Annotated in this window: 12 protein-coding genes; 9 read left to right on the top strand and 3 right to left on the bottom strand. The window is 38.9% G+C overall.

Annotated features, from left to right (window positions below; translation table 11 throughout):
* Positions 1 to 44 precede the first annotated feature (44 nt).
* The 3 genes from BLR27_RS04140 (at position 45) to BLR27_RS04130 (ending at position 5,147) form a co-directional block, all read left to right on the top strand.
* A complete protein-coding gene (locus tag BLR27_RS04140; RefSeq protein WP_090700641.1) occupies positions 45 to 1,646 on the top strand; it encodes a complex I subunit 4 family protein in 1,602 nt (533 codons plus the stop codon).
* Positions 1,643 to 3,130 carry an NADH-quinone oxidoreductase subunit N gene (locus BLR27_RS04135; RefSeq protein ID WP_090700638.1) on the top strand — a complete coding sequence of 496 codons (1,488 nt, stop codon included), beginning with the start codon at positions 1,643 to 1,645 and terminating at the stop codon, positions 3,128 to 3,130. The genes BLR27_RS04140 and BLR27_RS04135 overlap by 4 nt, the downstream gene beginning before the upstream one ends.
* Positions 3,131 to 3,245: 115 nt before the next feature.
* On the top strand, positions 3,246 to 5,147 hold the full coding sequence (locus tag BLR27_RS04130) for an amidophosphoribosyltransferase (RefSeq protein ID WP_090700635.1): 1,902 nt from the start codon (positions 3,246 to 3,248) through the stop codon (positions 5,145 to 5,147).
* A 128-nt stretch (positions 5,148 to 5,275) separates the two neighbouring features.
* On the opposite strand, the gene BLR27_RS04125 is transcribed toward BLR27_RS04130, so the two are convergent.
* On the bottom strand, positions 5,276 to 5,905 hold the full coding sequence (locus tag BLR27_RS04125) for a LysE family translocator (RefSeq protein WP_090700632.1): 630 nt from the start codon (positions 5,903 to 5,905) through the stop codon (positions 5,276 to 5,278).
* A 145-nt stretch (positions 5,906 to 6,050) separates the two neighbouring features.
* On the opposite strand from BLR27_RS04125, the gene BLR27_RS04120 reads away from it, so the two are divergent.
* From BLR27_RS04120 to BLR27_RS04110, 3 genes are all read left to right on the top strand, one after another.
* A complete protein-coding gene (locus BLR27_RS04120) occupies positions 6,051 to 7,658 on the top strand; it encodes an MFS transporter (protein ID WP_090700629.1) in 1,608 nt (535 codons plus the stop codon).
* A complete protein-coding gene (locus tag BLR27_RS04115) occupies positions 7,658 to 8,113 on the top strand; it encodes a deoxycytidylate deaminase (RefSeq protein WP_176767605.1) in 456 nt (151 codons plus the stop codon). The genes BLR27_RS04120 and BLR27_RS04115 overlap by 1 nt, the downstream gene beginning before the upstream one ends.
* A 98-nt stretch (positions 8,114 to 8,211) precedes the next feature.
* Positions 8,212 to 10,050, top strand: a complete 1,839-nt coding sequence (locus BLR27_RS04110; RefSeq protein ID WP_090700626.1) for a UbiD family decarboxylase — start codon at positions 8,212 to 8,214, stop codon at positions 10,048 to 10,050.
* 28 nt (positions 10,051 to 10,078) lie between these two features.
* Here BLR27_RS04110 and BLR27_RS04105 read toward each other — a convergent pair whose 3' ends face one another.
* Positions 10,079 to 10,669, bottom strand: coding sequence for a C40 family peptidase (locus BLR27_RS04105; protein ID WP_176767604.1), 591 nt, complete (start codon positions 10,667 to 10,669; stop codon positions 10,079 to 10,081).
* A gap of 148 nt (positions 10,670 to 10,817) precedes the next feature.
* On the bottom strand, positions 10,818 to 11,300 hold the full coding sequence (locus tag BLR27_RS04100; protein ID WP_090700618.1) for a YdeI/OmpD-associated family protein: 483 nt from the start codon (positions 11,298 to 11,300) through the stop codon (positions 10,818 to 10,820).
* Positions 11,301 to 11,402: 102 nt separating this feature from the next.
* Here BLR27_RS04100 and guaA point away from each other — a divergent pair, with 102 nt between their 5' ends.
* The 3 genes from guaA to BLR27_RS04085 are packed head-to-tail and all read left to right on the top strand — an operon-like array spanning position 11,403 to position 15,299.
* The gene (gene guaA, locus BLR27_RS04095) at positions 11,403 to 12,932 is read left to right on the top strand and encodes a glutamine-hydrolyzing GMP synthase (RefSeq protein ID WP_090700613.1); all 1,530 of its coding nucleotides are present in this window, start codon (positions 11,403 to 11,405) and stop codon (positions 12,930 to 12,932) included.
* Positions 12,889 to 14,130 carry an ABC transporter substrate-binding protein gene (locus tag BLR27_RS04090; RefSeq protein WP_143007693.1) on the top strand — a complete coding sequence of 414 codons (1,242 nt, stop codon included), beginning with the start codon at positions 12,889 to 12,891 and terminating at the stop codon, positions 14,128 to 14,130. Before guaA ends, BLR27_RS04090 begins: the two co-directional genes overlap by 44 nt.
* Positions 14,127 to 15,299: an RsmB/NOP family class I SAM-dependent RNA methyltransferase gene (locus tag BLR27_RS04085; protein WP_090700521.1), complete on the top strand. Its 1,173-nt coding sequence runs from the start codon at positions 14,127 to 14,129 to the stop codon at positions 15,297 to 15,299. Before BLR27_RS04090 ends, BLR27_RS04085 begins: the two co-directional genes overlap by 4 nt.
* The last annotated feature ends 1 nt before the right edge of the window (position 15,300 follow it).

Here is a 15,300-nt window from a genome sequence, read left to right as displayed (position 1 = left end):
ATCAAATTAATCAACACCGCCATGCGGATTTCGGGAGGGACTAATTGAATATGTTATCATTACTGATTTTTTTGCCGCTTGTTGCTGCCTTGCTCATTCTGGTCTTGCCATCGCGATTCCAGCAGCAGTATAAATACATTACTCTGGGGGTAAGTTTGATACAATTTGTGTTAAGTCTGTTCATTTATTTAAAATTTAACAGCTCCTCACTTGCTGCTGGTATTAGTAAAGAGTCTCAATACCAATTAGTCGAGAAACTCCCATGGATTCGTCTGAACCTGGGAAATATAGGTAGTCTTGAAATTGATTATTTCCTGGGTATTGATGGTTTGTCAATGCCATTTTTGATTTTATCGGCCTTAGTTACTTTTGTTGCAACCCTGGCATCATGGGAAATTAAAACTAAACTCAAAGCTTATTTTTCCTTATTTCTATTATTGAATACTGCAGTGATAGGCGTTTTCTGTGCACTGGATTTTTTCCTCTTCTATATTTTCTATGAATTGATGCTTCTGCCACTTTATTTTCTGATTGGAATATGGGGTGGTATAAGAAGGGAGTATGCAGCTATCAAGTTCTTCCTGTACACGCTCTTTGGTTCGGTCTTTATGCTGCTGGTTATCATAGGATTGTACTTTTCGGTTATTAATCCTGCGACAGGTAATCACACTTTTAATATGATTCTGATGATGGATCCTGCCAATTATTCATATGGATCTATTTTCTCTGCTATTGCTGATAAAAATTTGTTTGGTATTTCTGCCCGATTACTTGCTTTTATCGTCTTATTTGTGGCATTTGCAATAAAAGTCCCGATAGTACCCCTACATACCTGGTTGCCTGATGCACACGTCGAAGCTCCAACACCGGTTTCTATTATTCTTGCCGGTTTACTTTTGAAAGTTGGAGGTTATGGAATTATCAGGATCTGTTACAGTATTTTTCCTGATGCAGCTATGCAATCTGCCTGGTGGATTGGCCTTATTGGAGTCGTTTCCATACTTTATGGTGCATTAAATGCGCTCGCTCAAACAGATCTTAAGCGACTGATCGCTTATTCTTCAGTATCTCATATGGGATTTGTATTGCTGGGTATTGCATCCTCTACAACCGAAGGAGTAAGTGGCGCCATGCTGCAAATGATTAGTCACGGCGGTTTATCAGCCATGCTTTTCTTCCTGGTAGGAATGATCTATGACCGGGTGCATGACCGTGAAATTGCAAATTTCCGCGGGTTGGCAGAAATTATGCCTCAGTTTACGGCATTTGTGATAATCGCTTTTTTCGCTTCACTCGGTCTGCCTGGTTTTTCTGCTTTTATGGCTGAAGCTTTCAGTTTAATAGGAGCATTTACCTCAGAACAGGTAAACGGGTTACTTCCACGCTGGATGGCTGTAGCGGCTTCTATAGGTATTCTTTTGAGTGCTGCTTATTTCCTTTGGACTTTACAACGAATGTTCTTTGGTCAGACCCGTTTAAAAGGAGGGGAGGAATGGCTCTCAAAACTCAGCGATGTCAATACCCGTGAAAAATTCGCATTGATTCCTTTGGCTGCCCTGGCTTTAGCACTGGGAATTTTTCCTTCCCTGCTATTTGATAAAATGAATGCGTCCGTTTTGGCCTTTGTTCAATTAATTTCCGGATGATGAACGAATTTATACCGTTTATATCCTCTTCCATTAATGATACGATCGCAAGCTTATCGTATTTTCAGTCTGAGGCGACTTTATTGGCAGGATTCATACTTGTGATACTGTCAGACCTATTTTTCTCTAAAAAATATCCACAGCTAAGTTTTGGTTTAACAATCAGTATTATATTGATTGTAATGGTTCAAAGTTTTGGGCTTCTGCATATAGAAAGCAAGTCGTTATTTGGCGGTATGGTCATACTGGACCATCTTTCCATACTCTTCAAAATTCTTTTTTGCCTTGTCAGTCTGTTATTTGTATTGTTTATCAGGTATAATCGTTCGTTGCAGCAGCATGAAAAAGGTACAGGTGATCTTTATGCTATTCTGCTGGCTGTTCACCTTGGAATGAACCTCATGGCTATGTCGGCCAATTTACTGATGGTTTATATGGCGCTTGAAATGGTGTCACTGGGGTCTTATTTAATGGTTGGCTACATTTCCCGTGATCAAAAACAAAGTGAGGCGTCCATGAAATATGCCTTGTTTGGTGCAGTATGTTCTGCTATTATGCTTTATGGGATCTCTTTGTTATATGGATTTACAGGCACCCTTGATTTGAATGATCCTTCATTTATAACCGGACTAAATAATATCCCACCTATGGCTTTGGGCGTATCATTGATCATGGTTTTGATTGGGATTGCATTTAAATTATCTGTTGTTCCGTTGCATTTCTGGGCTCCGGATGTTTACGAAGGAGCGCCAACGCCAGTTACTGCTTTTCTATCAACCGGACCTAAGATTGCCGGTTTTGCCCTTCTTATTAAGTTTATTGCCGTAATTAATTCTCTTAATATTGCATCATTTGATATTAATTTGATGCTCGCCTCAATGGCTATTGTCAGTATGGTGCTTGGGAATTTTGCCGCAATCTGGCAAAATAATACCAAACGCATGCTTGCTTATTCTTCAATCGGTCATACCGGTTTTATGATTATGGCTTTATTTGTTTCCCCGGGAGAAGGATACAAAGCACTCATATTTTACATGTTTATATACATAATAATGAATATGGCTGCATTTTTAATTGTAGATGAAATTGAAGAGCAAACAGGAAAACAAAATCTGGATGAGTATAATGGCCTGGGCCGTCAATTAAGTATTTTAATGATTTGTTTTGTACTTGTTTTAGTATCCCTGACAGGTTTACCACCAACGGTTGGCTTTACCGCAAAATTTTTTGTATTCTCAACCGCATTGAACGCATATAATTCATCAGGTTCTTTGATAATTTTGATGATGATCATTATAGCGGCGATCAGTACTCTGGTGTCTTTATTCTATTATTTAAAAGTGCCTTTAAATGCATATTTGAGAGAATCTGCCTATTCAGGTGTAAGGGTAAGCAATACGGCCAAAACATACCTGAGTATGTTTTTAGCATTTTTGCTGTTGCTGCTAATTGTTTTCCCCTCACTTATTGAACAATTCCTTTGATTCTGAAGCCTGAATTCACTTGTTTTGAATTATAGCGATCAGGAGATTATTTTCAGTGTTTTTTCATTGGCTTCTTAGGGATTAAATATCTATTTTTGCAATCTCAGAACTACTTATGAGTGACCAGATCAAACATGAGTGCGGAATCGCACTTATCCGCCTTTTAAAGCCTCTATCTTATTATCAGGAAAAATACGGCACGGCCCTTTACGGGCTGAACAAATTGTATTTACTGATGGAAAAACAACATAACCGGGGGCAGGATGGAGCGGGTATTGCCACCATTAAGCTGGATGTGCAGCCAGGAAAGCGTTATATAAGTCGCCATAGGGCAATGGGAGCGAATGCAGTAGCAGAGATCTTTGAGTACGTACAAAAAAAGTTTGCTGATGTCCACAAAGAAACTCCTGAACTTCTTCAGGATACTGAATGGCTGAAAGAAAATATTAGCTTCACCGGAGAGGTACTCATGGGCCATTTGCGTTATGGTACTCATGGAAAAAATAGTATTGAAAGTTGCCATCCATTTTTACGTCAGAATAACTGGATGACCAGAAACCTGGTTGTAAGTGGTAATTTTAATATGACCAATGTGGATGAACTTCTTGAACAATTGTTTGAATTGGGTCAGCATCCCAAGGAACGGACAGATACTGTTACAGTTCTTGAAAAGATCGGACACTTTCTGGATGATGAGAATCAGATACTATTTGATAAATATAAAAATGAAGGTTTCTCTAACGAAGAGATCAGTCACCAGATTGCAGAGCATATAGATGTAGCTTCAATCCTTCGCCGTTCTGCAAAGACCTGGGATGGTGGTTATACAATTAGTGGTATTTTTGGTCACGGTGATGCTTTTGTTATGCGTGATCCTGTTGGCATCAGGCCGGCATTCTACTATCATGACGATGAAATTGTGATCGTTACTTCTGAGCGGCCTGCCATACAAACTGCGTTTAATGTTCCTTTGGAATCAGTAAAGGAGATAAAACCCGGCCATGCCCTGATCATAAAAAAGAATGGCACTGTCAGTGAAGAGCAGTTTAGAGAACCTGAAGAACAAAAATCATGTTCCTTTGAGAGGATCTATTTCTCAAGAGGTAGTGATGCATCGATCTATAAGGAACGTAAGCAACTCGGACTGTTTCTTTGTCCTCAGATATTCGATGCCATTGATAATGATCTTAAAAACACTGTCTTCTCCTATATCCCTAATACCGCAGAGGTAGCTTTTTATGGGATGGTAGAAGGGGTTCATAAATACCTCAGAGATTTCCAGAAGGATGCGCTATTGAACAGAGCCGACAAAATATCGGATGCTGAGCTTGAAGATGTATTGAGCCTGACTGCAAGGATAGAAAAAATTGCGATCAAGGATGTAAAGCTCCGGACCTTTATTACTCAGGATGCTGACAGGCAGGATATGGTGGCTCATGTTTATGATACAACCTACGGACTGATCAACAGAGGTGCTGATAACCTGGTTATTCTTGACGATTCGATCGTAAGAGGTACCACCCTGAAGCAAAGTATTCTGAAAATCCTGGATCGCTTAGGTCCCAAAAAGATCATTGTAGTTTCCTCTGCCCCTCAGATCAGGTATCCTGATTGCTATGGGATAGATATGTCAAGAATGGGAGAGTTCGTAGCATTTGAAGCCACTATTTCCTTATTGAGAGAAACTGGAAGAGAAGATGTAATTGATCGTGTTTACCGCAATTGTATTGAATCAGAGAAGCTGGGGAATAAGCAGGTGAAGAATTATGTTCAGGAAATATACAGCCAATTTACAGATCAGGAAATATCTGACAGAATCGCACAGATCATAACCCCAAAAGAAATTAAAGCCGAGGTAAAGGTAATATACCAGACTCTTGACAATCTCCATAAGGCTATTCCTTCACATCTGGGCGACTGGTATTTTTCAGGAAACTATCCAACACCAGGTGGTAATAAGGTTGTGAATAAAGCCTTTATGAATTGGGTGGAAGGAAAGAATCAGAGAGCTTATTAAAGTTTAATTTGTTTGAACAGCTTACAGGGTGCGTTTGTATTTTCATTTACAGTCACTTTGCTGAAAATTTTACTTTGAATTCTGTTGGGAACTGATCTGATAGAGCCGTAACTCATGCCTACTTATTCCTAAATCAGTGAATGTCCTGTCAGGAGGTTATAGATTATCCTTGCAGCAAATATCAGGATAAGAACTCCTGCAATTTTATTCAGATTGGAAATGGTCTTTTCCTTGATCTTATACCTTAATTTATTGGCGTAATAGGCCTTGATTACATCCAGACTGAACTGTGTGATCAATATTGAACCATAGAATGGAAATATATCTGCTGGTTTTATTGCTCCTGACATTGAGATTACGCCACTTGTAACACTCAGCCAATAAAGTAATATGGCAGGATTGAAAATACACATGAAAAAGCCTTTGAGAAAATAACCTGTATAATGCCTTTTCGAGGTATTTTGTTCATAATTTACCTTTACTTTTTTAAAGAGATAATAAATTCCTATGCTGAATAAGATGATGCTTCCTGCTATTCCTATCTGCATCCTGTAAATATTCTCTAATGCAAGAAAAGAAGTGCCATAAAGGGTCAGTGCAACATAAAATATATCGCTAACCACAACTCCTGCTGCAAGTGAAACTCCTGCGTTGAAACCTTTTTCAATACTGGTTTTAATCAGAGCAAAAAATACTGGTCCTGTTAAAAAAGAAAGCACAAATCCCAAACCAATTCCTGAGATGATCGATTCTATCATTCCGAATTCTATCCATTTACGTGAAAGTGCAAATTAACCTAAAATCGAAGAACTATATAGTATCAATGATAAAAACATTAAAAACTTAGAGATGTGAGAAAATTAATTTATGTTAGACAATTATTTTAAAAATTAGAACTTAGATATGGATAACAATTCACAAAAAAATTATGCTTCCGCATTATATACACTAATCACAGTGTTCTTCTTCTGGGGCTTTTTGGCTGCAAGTAATGGTATTTTTATCCCATTCTGTAAGACCCATTTTAAATTAACACAATTTGAGTCTCAGTTGATTGACTTTACATTTTATGGCGGTTATTTTATCGGGTCTCTGATTTTGTTTTATGCTTCTAAAATTATAAAAGTTGATATCCTGAATAAATTGGGATACAAAAACAGTATAGCTTTAGGCCTTGTTATTTCAGCAGGCGGTGCATTAATGATGATACCTGCGGTTGATTCAGGTTCTTTTTCATTCATATTGACATCTTTTTTCTTTGTGGCAATTGGATTCTCACTTCAGCAAACCGCTGCAAATCCCTTCGTAGTTGCTTTGGGTAGTCCGGTAACTGGTGCTAACCGATTGAACTTAGCGGGCGGGGTGAACAATTTAGGGGGTATTTTAGGCCCAATCGCAGTGAGTGTCATTCTTTTTGGTACAGCAACAGCTGCTGCTCCTAAGGAAGTTGAAATTGCATCTATCAATACATTATATTATATTCTGGCAGGTCTATTTCTTGCTGTCGCACTTTTCTTCTGGGTTTCAAAACTTCCTAAAGTAACGAGTGATGAGAAAGTTGAAGCAAGTGGAAAAACAAATCTGCCCTTATTCATTATTTTCGTTGCCTTCCTATTGATCCTTGCTGCGAATCCAATCTCAGCGGCAACAGGCGTGGGCATTTCAGTGTTTGTTTATCTTTCTCTATTCATCATTATTCTTACACTATTATTATCGCTACGAGCAGCTGGAAAAGATAAAGCAGGCTGGGGTGCAATGGGCTATCCTCAACTGATCCTGGGTATGATTGCGATCTTTACTTATGTAGGGGTTGAAGTTAGTATCCAGAGTAACATGGGAGCATTATTGCAATTGCCGGAATTTGGAGGTTATTCTGATTCTGAAATTGCTCCTTTTATTTCACTTTATTGGGGAAGTATGATGATCGGTCGCTGGACTGGTGCTGTGAGTGCATTTAAATTATCCAGGACCACTAAAACCATCCTTACTATCTTAATGCCTTTTATCGCATTCTCAATAATCTTATTTGTAAATCATTTAAACGGCACTTCAGTTCAGCAGTTTTTTGTCTATGGAATATGTTTAGTTATTTTGATCGCCGGATTCTTTTATAGTCAGGAGAAACCTGCTAAAACACTTTTAACGTTTGGCGTTTTAGGAGGGGTTGCAATGATCGTCGGATTATTAACAACCGGACAGGTAGCTATTTATGCATTTCTTACCGGCGGACTTGCATGTTCCATTATGTGGCCATGTATCTTTGCTTTAGCCATAACAGGTTTAGGTAAATATACTTCACAGGGATCTGCTTTCCTTATCATGATGATCCTGGGCGGAGCGATCATTCCTCCAGTTCAGGGAATTCTTGCAGATACGAGTGGTATTCACTTCTCCTATATTATTCCTTTCCTATGTTTTGCTTACCTGGCATACTTTGCCATCAAAGTAAGTTCTGAATTGAAAAAACAAGGAATTGACGTAAGTAAGCTTGACGTAGAGGCATCACATTAATGAAGGAAAAACCAAGCTTCGACTTGATATTTATGAATCTGGCAACCGACCTTGCTTCACGCTCACATTGCGTGAAAGCACAGGTCGGTGCCGTTTTAACTAAAGACACAAGAATTATCTCCATCGGATATAACGGTCCTCCAGCCGGTACACATAATTGTGATGAAGAATGGCCTGAAACCGGCTGTCCCCGTGATTCTAAGAATAGTTGTTCACTTGCTTTGCATGCAGAAGAAAATGCCATTCTGTATGCAGTTAAGAATGGAATGACATTGGATGGTTCAACGCTGTATTTAACTCTCTCTCCCTGCATTTCCTGTGCAAGGATAATCTACTCATCCGGAATTAAAAAAGTATGGTATAAGGCTTCTTATGCAGAATATAAGGGTCTTGCCAGTGATGAAGGCGTTGATTTTTTAAATAAATTTGGTGTAGAATGTCATAAGTACATTTAGGCATTGTAATCTTTAAAACATAAATTTCAAACGCCCAGATTCCTGATTCACATTTTCATAAATTGCAGCATTATTTAATGGTGTTTTTATTTTAACTCATGGGGTATAAAAGTCTCGCTGAATGTGTTTCTGATCTGGAAAAAAACGGACATCTGATTCGGATAAAAGAAGAGGTTGATCCTTATCTTCAGGCAGCTGCTATTCATTTGCGTGTATTTGAAAATGAAGGTCCGGCAATACTTTTCGAGAATATTAAAGGCAGTAAATTCCCTGCTGTATCAAACTTATTTGGTACTCTGGAAAGATCCAAATTTATGTTCAGGGATACTCTTGATGCCATCAAGACCCTGGTCGACCTGAAATCTGATCCATTAAAAGCAGTAAGAAATCCATTGAAGTATGCAGGGGCGGGGATGACTGCTTTATCTGCTTTGCCATGGAAGAAGGGCTTTAATTCACCTGTTAAATACGGCAAGACTAGTATTTCAGCTTTACCACAAATAGTGAACTGGCCAATGGATGGCGGTCCTTTTGTAACAATGCCTCAGGTTTATACAGAAGATATTGATAAGCCTGGCATCATGAATGCAAACCTGGGGATGTATCGTATCCAGCTTGGCGGAAATGAATATATTCAGGATGAGGAAATAGGTCTCCATTACCAATTACATCGCGGTATTGGTGTTCATCAAACCAAAGCTAATGCAAAAGGAAAGGCATTAAAGGTTAGTATTTTTGTTGGTGGTCCTCCGGCACATCCTTTAGCAGCTGTAATGCCACTTCCGGAAGGCTTATCAGAAATGACCTTTGCCGGAGCGCTTGGCAATCGTCGATTCCGCTATTTTTATGATTCAGAGGGCTTCTGCATTTCTTCTGATGCCGATTTTGTGATAACTGGTATCGTTGAACCCGGGCAGAATAAACCTGAAGGGCCTTTTGGTGATCATTTAGGATATTATAGCCTCAAACACCTTTTTCCCCTAATGAAAGTTCGGAATGTGTATCATCGTAAAGATGCAATCTGGTCATTTACTGTTGTTGGGCGACCACCACAGGAGGATACCAGTTTTGGTGCTTTGATCCATGATATTACAGGTTCAGCTATACCAAAAGAGATCCCGGGCCTTCACGAGGTAAATGCTGTTGATGCCGCAGGTGTACATCCATTGTTATTTGCCATCGGTAGCGAACGGTATACTCCATATCTTAAGGAAAGAAAGCCCCAGGAAATACTTACAATTGCTAACCATATTTTAGGAAAAAGTCAGCTTAGTCTTGCTAAATATTTATTTATTTCTAGCAAGGAAGATGATCCTTCCCTTAAAACAAGTGATATCTCAGGCTTTTTTAAGCACATACTGGAACGAATTGATCTGAGTCGCGATCTGCATTTTTATACCAGAACAACTATTGATACACTTGATTATAGTGGCACTGATATTAATTCCGGTTCAAAGGTGGCAATTGCTGCTGCCGGAGATAAAAAACGAACTTTATGGACCGAATTGCCTGAATCTTTTTCCCTTCCAAGGCCATTTGATAAGTTTAAAATGGTCATGCCGGGTGTTTTAGCGGTTGAAGCTCCTCCATTTTTAAGCTATGAACATACAGAGAGTGAAATTGAAATTTTGAACAGCGCTTTAGCTTCTGCTAACCTGGAAGGTTTGCCACTCTTTATTCTTTGTGATGATGCTGGTTTTGTAGCTAAAACTATTAATGATTTTGTCTGGATAACTTTTACCAGAAGTAATCCATCCCATGATATTTATGGTGTTAACTCATTTATTGAGCATAAACACTGGGGTTGTAAGGGTCCCCTGATCATTGATGCCCGCATTAAGAAACATCACGCTCCGGAACTCATCAGAGATGCGGAAGTTGAGAAGAAAGTTGATAGTATGGGTACAGAAGGTGGAGCTCTGTATGGAATAATTTAATCTGAACGAATTTTAAAGATCTGCTTTTTTATAGCTGATCATCCCTGAAAAATCGGATAACCTTGACAAATCGGCCCTGATAGTACTTATTTAATGGGGTGTTTGTTACTCCGAAGGCTTTTCCTGATGTAGAGTGAATGAATTCATGCATCAGTCCATTGTTTGAGGTGATGATCCCCATGTGACCAACTACTCGTTTTGTGCTATCAGTTCCGGTGAATAAAATTAAATCCCCGCGCTTAGCCTCTTTCAGGTTTATTTCTTTTGCAAAATTTGTGAATTCTATGGAGGATCTTGGGACAGATATGTCAAAATGATTAAAAACATAGGAAATAAAGCCGGAGCAGTCAAATCCCTGGTTGGGATCTTTAGATCCGTATTTGTAGGTAATTCCTTTTAAACTTTCCGCAAAATCTACCAATTGATCGGCTTTAGTTCTTCCTGAATCATTCAATTTTATTACTAAAGAGTCTGATTCAGATCCATCAGAGATAGTATATTCTTTTATTGGAATTTCTGAAACCGACTTTTTGCTGGTAAGCGCTGCAGGAGTGTAATGATCACCTGCTGAAAAATCGCAGGATGACAACAATAAAAGTATAAAAAGGTTGATGATCATAGATTTCATGCATTTAGCCTGCAAATATCTGTCCAATTAGTTAAAGGGACTCTGCTGCCTGTTTTAACATGGGTTTAATAGTTCTGATATCAGTTAAATTCTGTCATAATTACCTGGTTCCAGGCTTATAACATGATTCATGAAAAAATTATTGTTTTGACCCATGTCTCTGCTTTAACTTTTCTGCAATTTCCATGCTTCGTTTTATTCGGGTATCAATTGATTTTCCCTGCCTGATATAATAAATATAACCTCGTTTTCCTCCGTCATTAAGTGCTTCGTAGGCCTGGAAAGCAAATTCATCCTGAGCTAAGACTTCACTAAACTCTTCCGGTAGTTCAAGCCCATTACCAGGATCAATACGTATAGATATCCTGAACGGAATCTCTAGTTGAAGATTGTGTTCTTTGATCAATTTTTTACTGGCGATGATCACAAATCTTTCATGCCTGGGAATCAGGGCGCAGGGGAACTCCGGCTGCTGACCAATGGAACATAGAATGCAAGCAGATCCTTTTCCTGTGATGAACTGTTTCGAAAATTCATCCGGCACTATGATCACGTGATGAACCATCGGGCCTTCAACAGGTTCCAGGTGGACATTGAACGATAAAACTTTAGATCCGGCCATTTTTGTGTCTGCAAATTACCGAATTTAATAAAAATGTGATAAAAAGCTTAAAAGGTTTTTTATAATACTTTCAGCCTCTGTACAAAAAAGTTATCTTTGCCCATGCAAGAAAAAATCATCATTCTTGACTTCGGGTCGCAATACACTCAACTTATTGCACGGAGAGTCAGAGAGCTAAACGTATACTGCGAGATACATCCATTTAATCATCTTCCTGAGTTTGATAGTTCTGTTAAAGGGATCATTCTTTCGGGAAGTCCTTATTCAGTAAGACAGGAGGATGCTCCTCAGGTTGATCTTGAAGAGCTTCAGCAAAAATTTCCCATTCTGGGAGTATGTTATGGAGCACAATATATCGCTCAAAAATCTGGTGGAGAAGTAAAGGCATCCTCTACACGGGAGTATGGCCGGGCCTGCCTTGATTTTATTGATCATTCGCATCCTTTATTTAAAAATATTCCACAAGGTTCTCAAACATGGATGTCTCATGCAGATACCATTGCATCGATTCCTGATAATTTTGAGATTATTGCCAGCACTGATTCTGTAAAAGTTGCTGCCTACCACATAAAGAATTCAAAAGTTTATGGGATCCAATTCCACCCTGAGGTAACTCATAGTACAGATGGAAAACAATTGCTTCAGAACTTCCTGGTAGATATTTGTGATTGTAGTCAGGATTGGACTCCTGATGCATTTATTGAGACCACTATTCAGGCACTGAAAGATAAAATAGGTGATGATAAAGTTATTTTAGGTTTATCCGGAGGTGTAGATTCTTCGGTTGCGGCCGTGCTCCTGCATCAGGCAATCGGTAAGAACCTTCATTGTATCTTCGTTGATAATGGTTTATTGCGTAAAGATGAATTTGAGCAGGTTTTGGACTCTTACCAGCATATGGGACTTAATGTCCGCGGGGTTAGAGCGGGTGATCGGTTTTTAAGTCAGCTTGCCGGTATCAAGGATCCTGAAACGAAGAGAAAAGCCATTGGAAGGGTATTTATTGAAGTGTTTGATGATGCTGCCCATGAAGTGCAGGATGTGAAATGGCTGGGACAAGGTACTATTTACCCGGATGTTATTGAGTCTGTTTCTGTTAAAGGCCCTTCTGCTACTATAAAATCGCACCATAATGTAGGTGGTTTGCCTGATTTCATGAAGCTCAAAGTAGTGGAGCCCTTAAATACACTATTTAAGGATGAAGTTAGAAGAGTCGGGAAAACTTTAGGTATGGATAGCGCACTGTTAGGCAGACATCCATTCCCCGGTCCGGGACTAGCTATCAGAATTTTAGATGATATTACACCAGAAAAGGTAGCTATTCTTCAGGAAGCAGATGCTATTTATATCAATAATTTGAAATCTTCGGGATGGTATGATAAAGTATGGCAGGCAGGTGCTATATTTTTACCTGTGCAATCCGTTGGTGTTATGGGTGATGAAAGAACATATGAGCATGTTATCTGTTTAAGGGCTGTAAGCTCTGTGGATGGTATGACTGCAGATTGGAGTCATTTGCCTTACGATCTTCTTGCTAAGATCTCCAATGAAATAATTAATAATGTAAAAGGAATTAACAGAGTTGTCTATGATATTAGTTCCAAACCGCCTGCGACTATTGAGTGGGAATAATTTTTTACTGATTTTGAGTATGCTGATCCTTTTTTCAGCATGCTCAAAAAAAATTACTGCTCCCAAGCCTGTTGATATCCCTTCACCTGCTGAAAGAGATAAACAGAAAGAAATTGTACCTGTTAAAAAGAAAACAGATCACTCAATAGCGCTCTTGCTGCCATTTGAATTAAATTCCATAAATCTTAAGACTGCTGGCCGAAAAGATGTTGCAAAAGCTGATCTGGCGATAGATTTTTACCAAGGTTTTAAACTTGCACTCGACTCGCTTACAGCAAAAGGCCATGATTTTAACCTTCAGGTATTTGATACACAAAATCAGGAAACCAGAGTGGTTAACCTGGCGATGGCTAGTTCAGTGAGAAGTAATGACCTGATCATTGGCCCTGTTTTTCCTGAAGCTATAAAGTCCTTTGCTGATTTCGCTGAACTGGGGGAGACCTTGCAGATCTCACCATTAGCGGCATCTATGCCATCCGAATTTAATAATCCGGGACTGGTTACAGTTAATAATACGATTGATCAGCATGGACGGAAAATCGCTGAATTTATTAGCATGAATTACAAGCCTGAACTGGTTAACCTGGTATTGATCAATACGCAGAAAGCCGATGATTCAAAGTTTTCCACCTTTTTTAAGAGTTCTTTAACTCAACTGTCGGGAGGGAAGTTTCGAATTACTGAAAGGCCCACTGCTATTGCTATTGAAAGCTATTTGGACCTTTCAAAAAATAATCTGGTGATCATAGCTTCATCCGACAGGTTATTTCTGCTTCCAACAATAGATAAACTGTATAAACTGGTAAATCAAAGATACAGGATCGAATTATTTGGTCATCCTAACTGGATCAAGGCTAAATATTTAAATCAGGAAAAGATGCAGGCTCTTAAATCACGGATCAGTACATCATATTATGTGAATTATAAAGCACAGAATGTTAAAAATTTCATCGCCCGTTACCGGGATGAATATGGTCTGGAGCCCTCAGAGTATTCATTTAAAGGGTTTGATATTGGCTATTATTTCGGAGGATTGCTTGAAAAGTATGGTAAAGCTTATGCTGATCATCTGGATGACAGTATTTATCAGGGCCTGCATAATAATTTTAAATTTTCAAAAAATCCGAAATTTGGATACATAAATAATGAACTAATAATGCTCAGGTATAATAACTTTGAACTTCAGCCTGTAAAATGAGATCAGAACAACAGCTGAGAACCTTTTTGAAGGTTCTGGATAGTTACCCTGGCGATAGGCCTATTACCAAATTTCTACCGGATTTTTTCAAAAAAAATAAGCAGATGGGCTCAACAGATCGCCGGTCGGCTTCAAGGCTATTATATAATTATTTCAGATTAGGCAAGGCCTTATCAGATAAAACAACAGAGCAAAGACTTTTCCTCGCGGAGTTCTTGTGCACCTCGGTAGATAATCCTTTCCTCCAGCATTTTCGTGCTGACCTTAATGAGAAAATATATTTGTCGCTTGATGAAAAAATAAAGTATGCAGAAGAAAATGAAGGCTTGATATTAAAGGAAGTTTTCCCTTTCACAGATCACCTCTCTGATGGAATTGAAGATAGCAAATTCCTTTCATCACTGTTTATTCAGCCGGATCTTTTTATACGGATAAATCCTCCTTCACTTAGCGCTGTTTTGAAAACAATTCAGGAAAGCGGTATTGAATACAGCCAAATTGGAGATTATACCATTTCATTGCCAAATGGAACGAACCTGAATCTATTATTTCCGGATATTAATTATTCAGTGAAGCCATACGAGGTTCAGGACCTCTCTTCTCAGCATACCCTGAACTATTTCAAGCCAAACCGATACGAACACTGGTGGGATGCCTGTGCGGCTTCAGGGGGTAAATCATTGTTGTTATTTTCTGAACAGCCTGATATAAAATTGGTGGTTTCAGATATCCGGGCCAGTGTATTGGATAATCTGGATGAACGATTTATTGCTGCCGGACTGAGAACTTACCAGAAGAAATTAATTGATCTTACGACAAATCCTGATCCGGAACTTCATCATTATGAGTTTGATGGGATCATACTGGATGCTCCTTGCAGTGGTTCAGGTACATGGGGAAGGACTCCGGAAATGATCAGTCAGTTTGAGGAATATAAAATTCAGGGATTTCAAAATTTGCAAAAGACTATCGCCGGAAACGTATTAAAATATCTCAAACCCGGAAAACCTTTGATTTATATAACCTGTTCTGTTTTCAGAGAAGAAAACGAAGAGGTTGTCAAGTATCTTCAGTCTGAGCATGGAATGATGCTTGAAGCTTTAGAATTGATCAATGGCTACACTAGAAAAGCGGATACAATGTTTGTTGCGCGATTAATTAAGCCCTGAA

Origin of the sequence: Daejeonella rubra, from assembly GCF_900103545.1 — a bacterium.
In the GTDB taxonomy this organism is placed as follows: Bacteria; Bacteroidota; Bacteroidia; order Sphingobacteriales; family Sphingobacteriaceae; genus Daejeonella; species Daejeonella rubra.
This window is presented reverse-complemented; position numbering and strand designations above follow the sequence as displayed.

Bases quoted from the DNA above. Each gene is read 5' to 3' on its own strand.
- BLR27_RS04085 (WP_090700521.1), top strand. From the start codon at position 14,127: ATGAGATCAGAACAACAGCTGAGAACCTTTTTGAAGGTTCTGGATAGT.
- BLR27_RS04100 (WP_090700618.1), bottom strand. From the start codon at position 11,300: ATGGCCGGATCTAAAGTTTTATCGTTCAATGTCCACCTGGAACCTGTT.
- BLR27_RS04110 (WP_090700626.1), top strand. From the start codon at position 8,212: ATGGGGTATAAAAGTCTCGCTGAATGTGTTTCTGATCTGGAAAAAAAC.
- BLR27_RS04105 (WP_176767604.1), bottom strand. From the start codon at position 10,669: ATGATCATCAACCTTTTTATACTTTTATTGTTGTCATCCTGCGATTTT.
- BLR27_RS04090 (WP_143007693.1), top strand. From the start codon at position 12,889: ATGATATTAGTTCCAAACCGCCTGCGACTATTGAGTGGGAATAATTTT.
- BLR27_RS04115 (WP_176767605.1), top strand. From the start codon at position 7,658: ATGAAGGAAAAACCAAGCTTCGACTTGATATTTATGAATCTGGCAACC.
- guaA (WP_090700613.1), top strand. From the start codon at position 11,403: ATGCAAGAAAAAATCATCATTCTTGACTTCGGGTCGCAATACACTCAA.
- BLR27_RS04125 (WP_090700632.1), bottom strand. From the start codon at position 5,905: ATGATAGAATCGATCATCTCAGGAATTGGTTTGGGATTTGTGCTTTCT.
- BLR27_RS04135 (WP_090700638.1), top strand. From the start codon at position 1,643: ATGATGAACGAATTTATACCGTTTATATCCTCTTCCATTAATGATACG.
- BLR27_RS04120 (WP_090700629.1), top strand. From the start codon at position 6,051: ATGGATAACAATTCACAAAAAAATTATGCTTCCGCATTATATACACTA.
- BLR27_RS04130 (WP_090700635.1), top strand. From the start codon at position 3,246: ATGAGTGACCAGATCAAACATGAGTGCGGAATCGCACTTATCCGCCTT.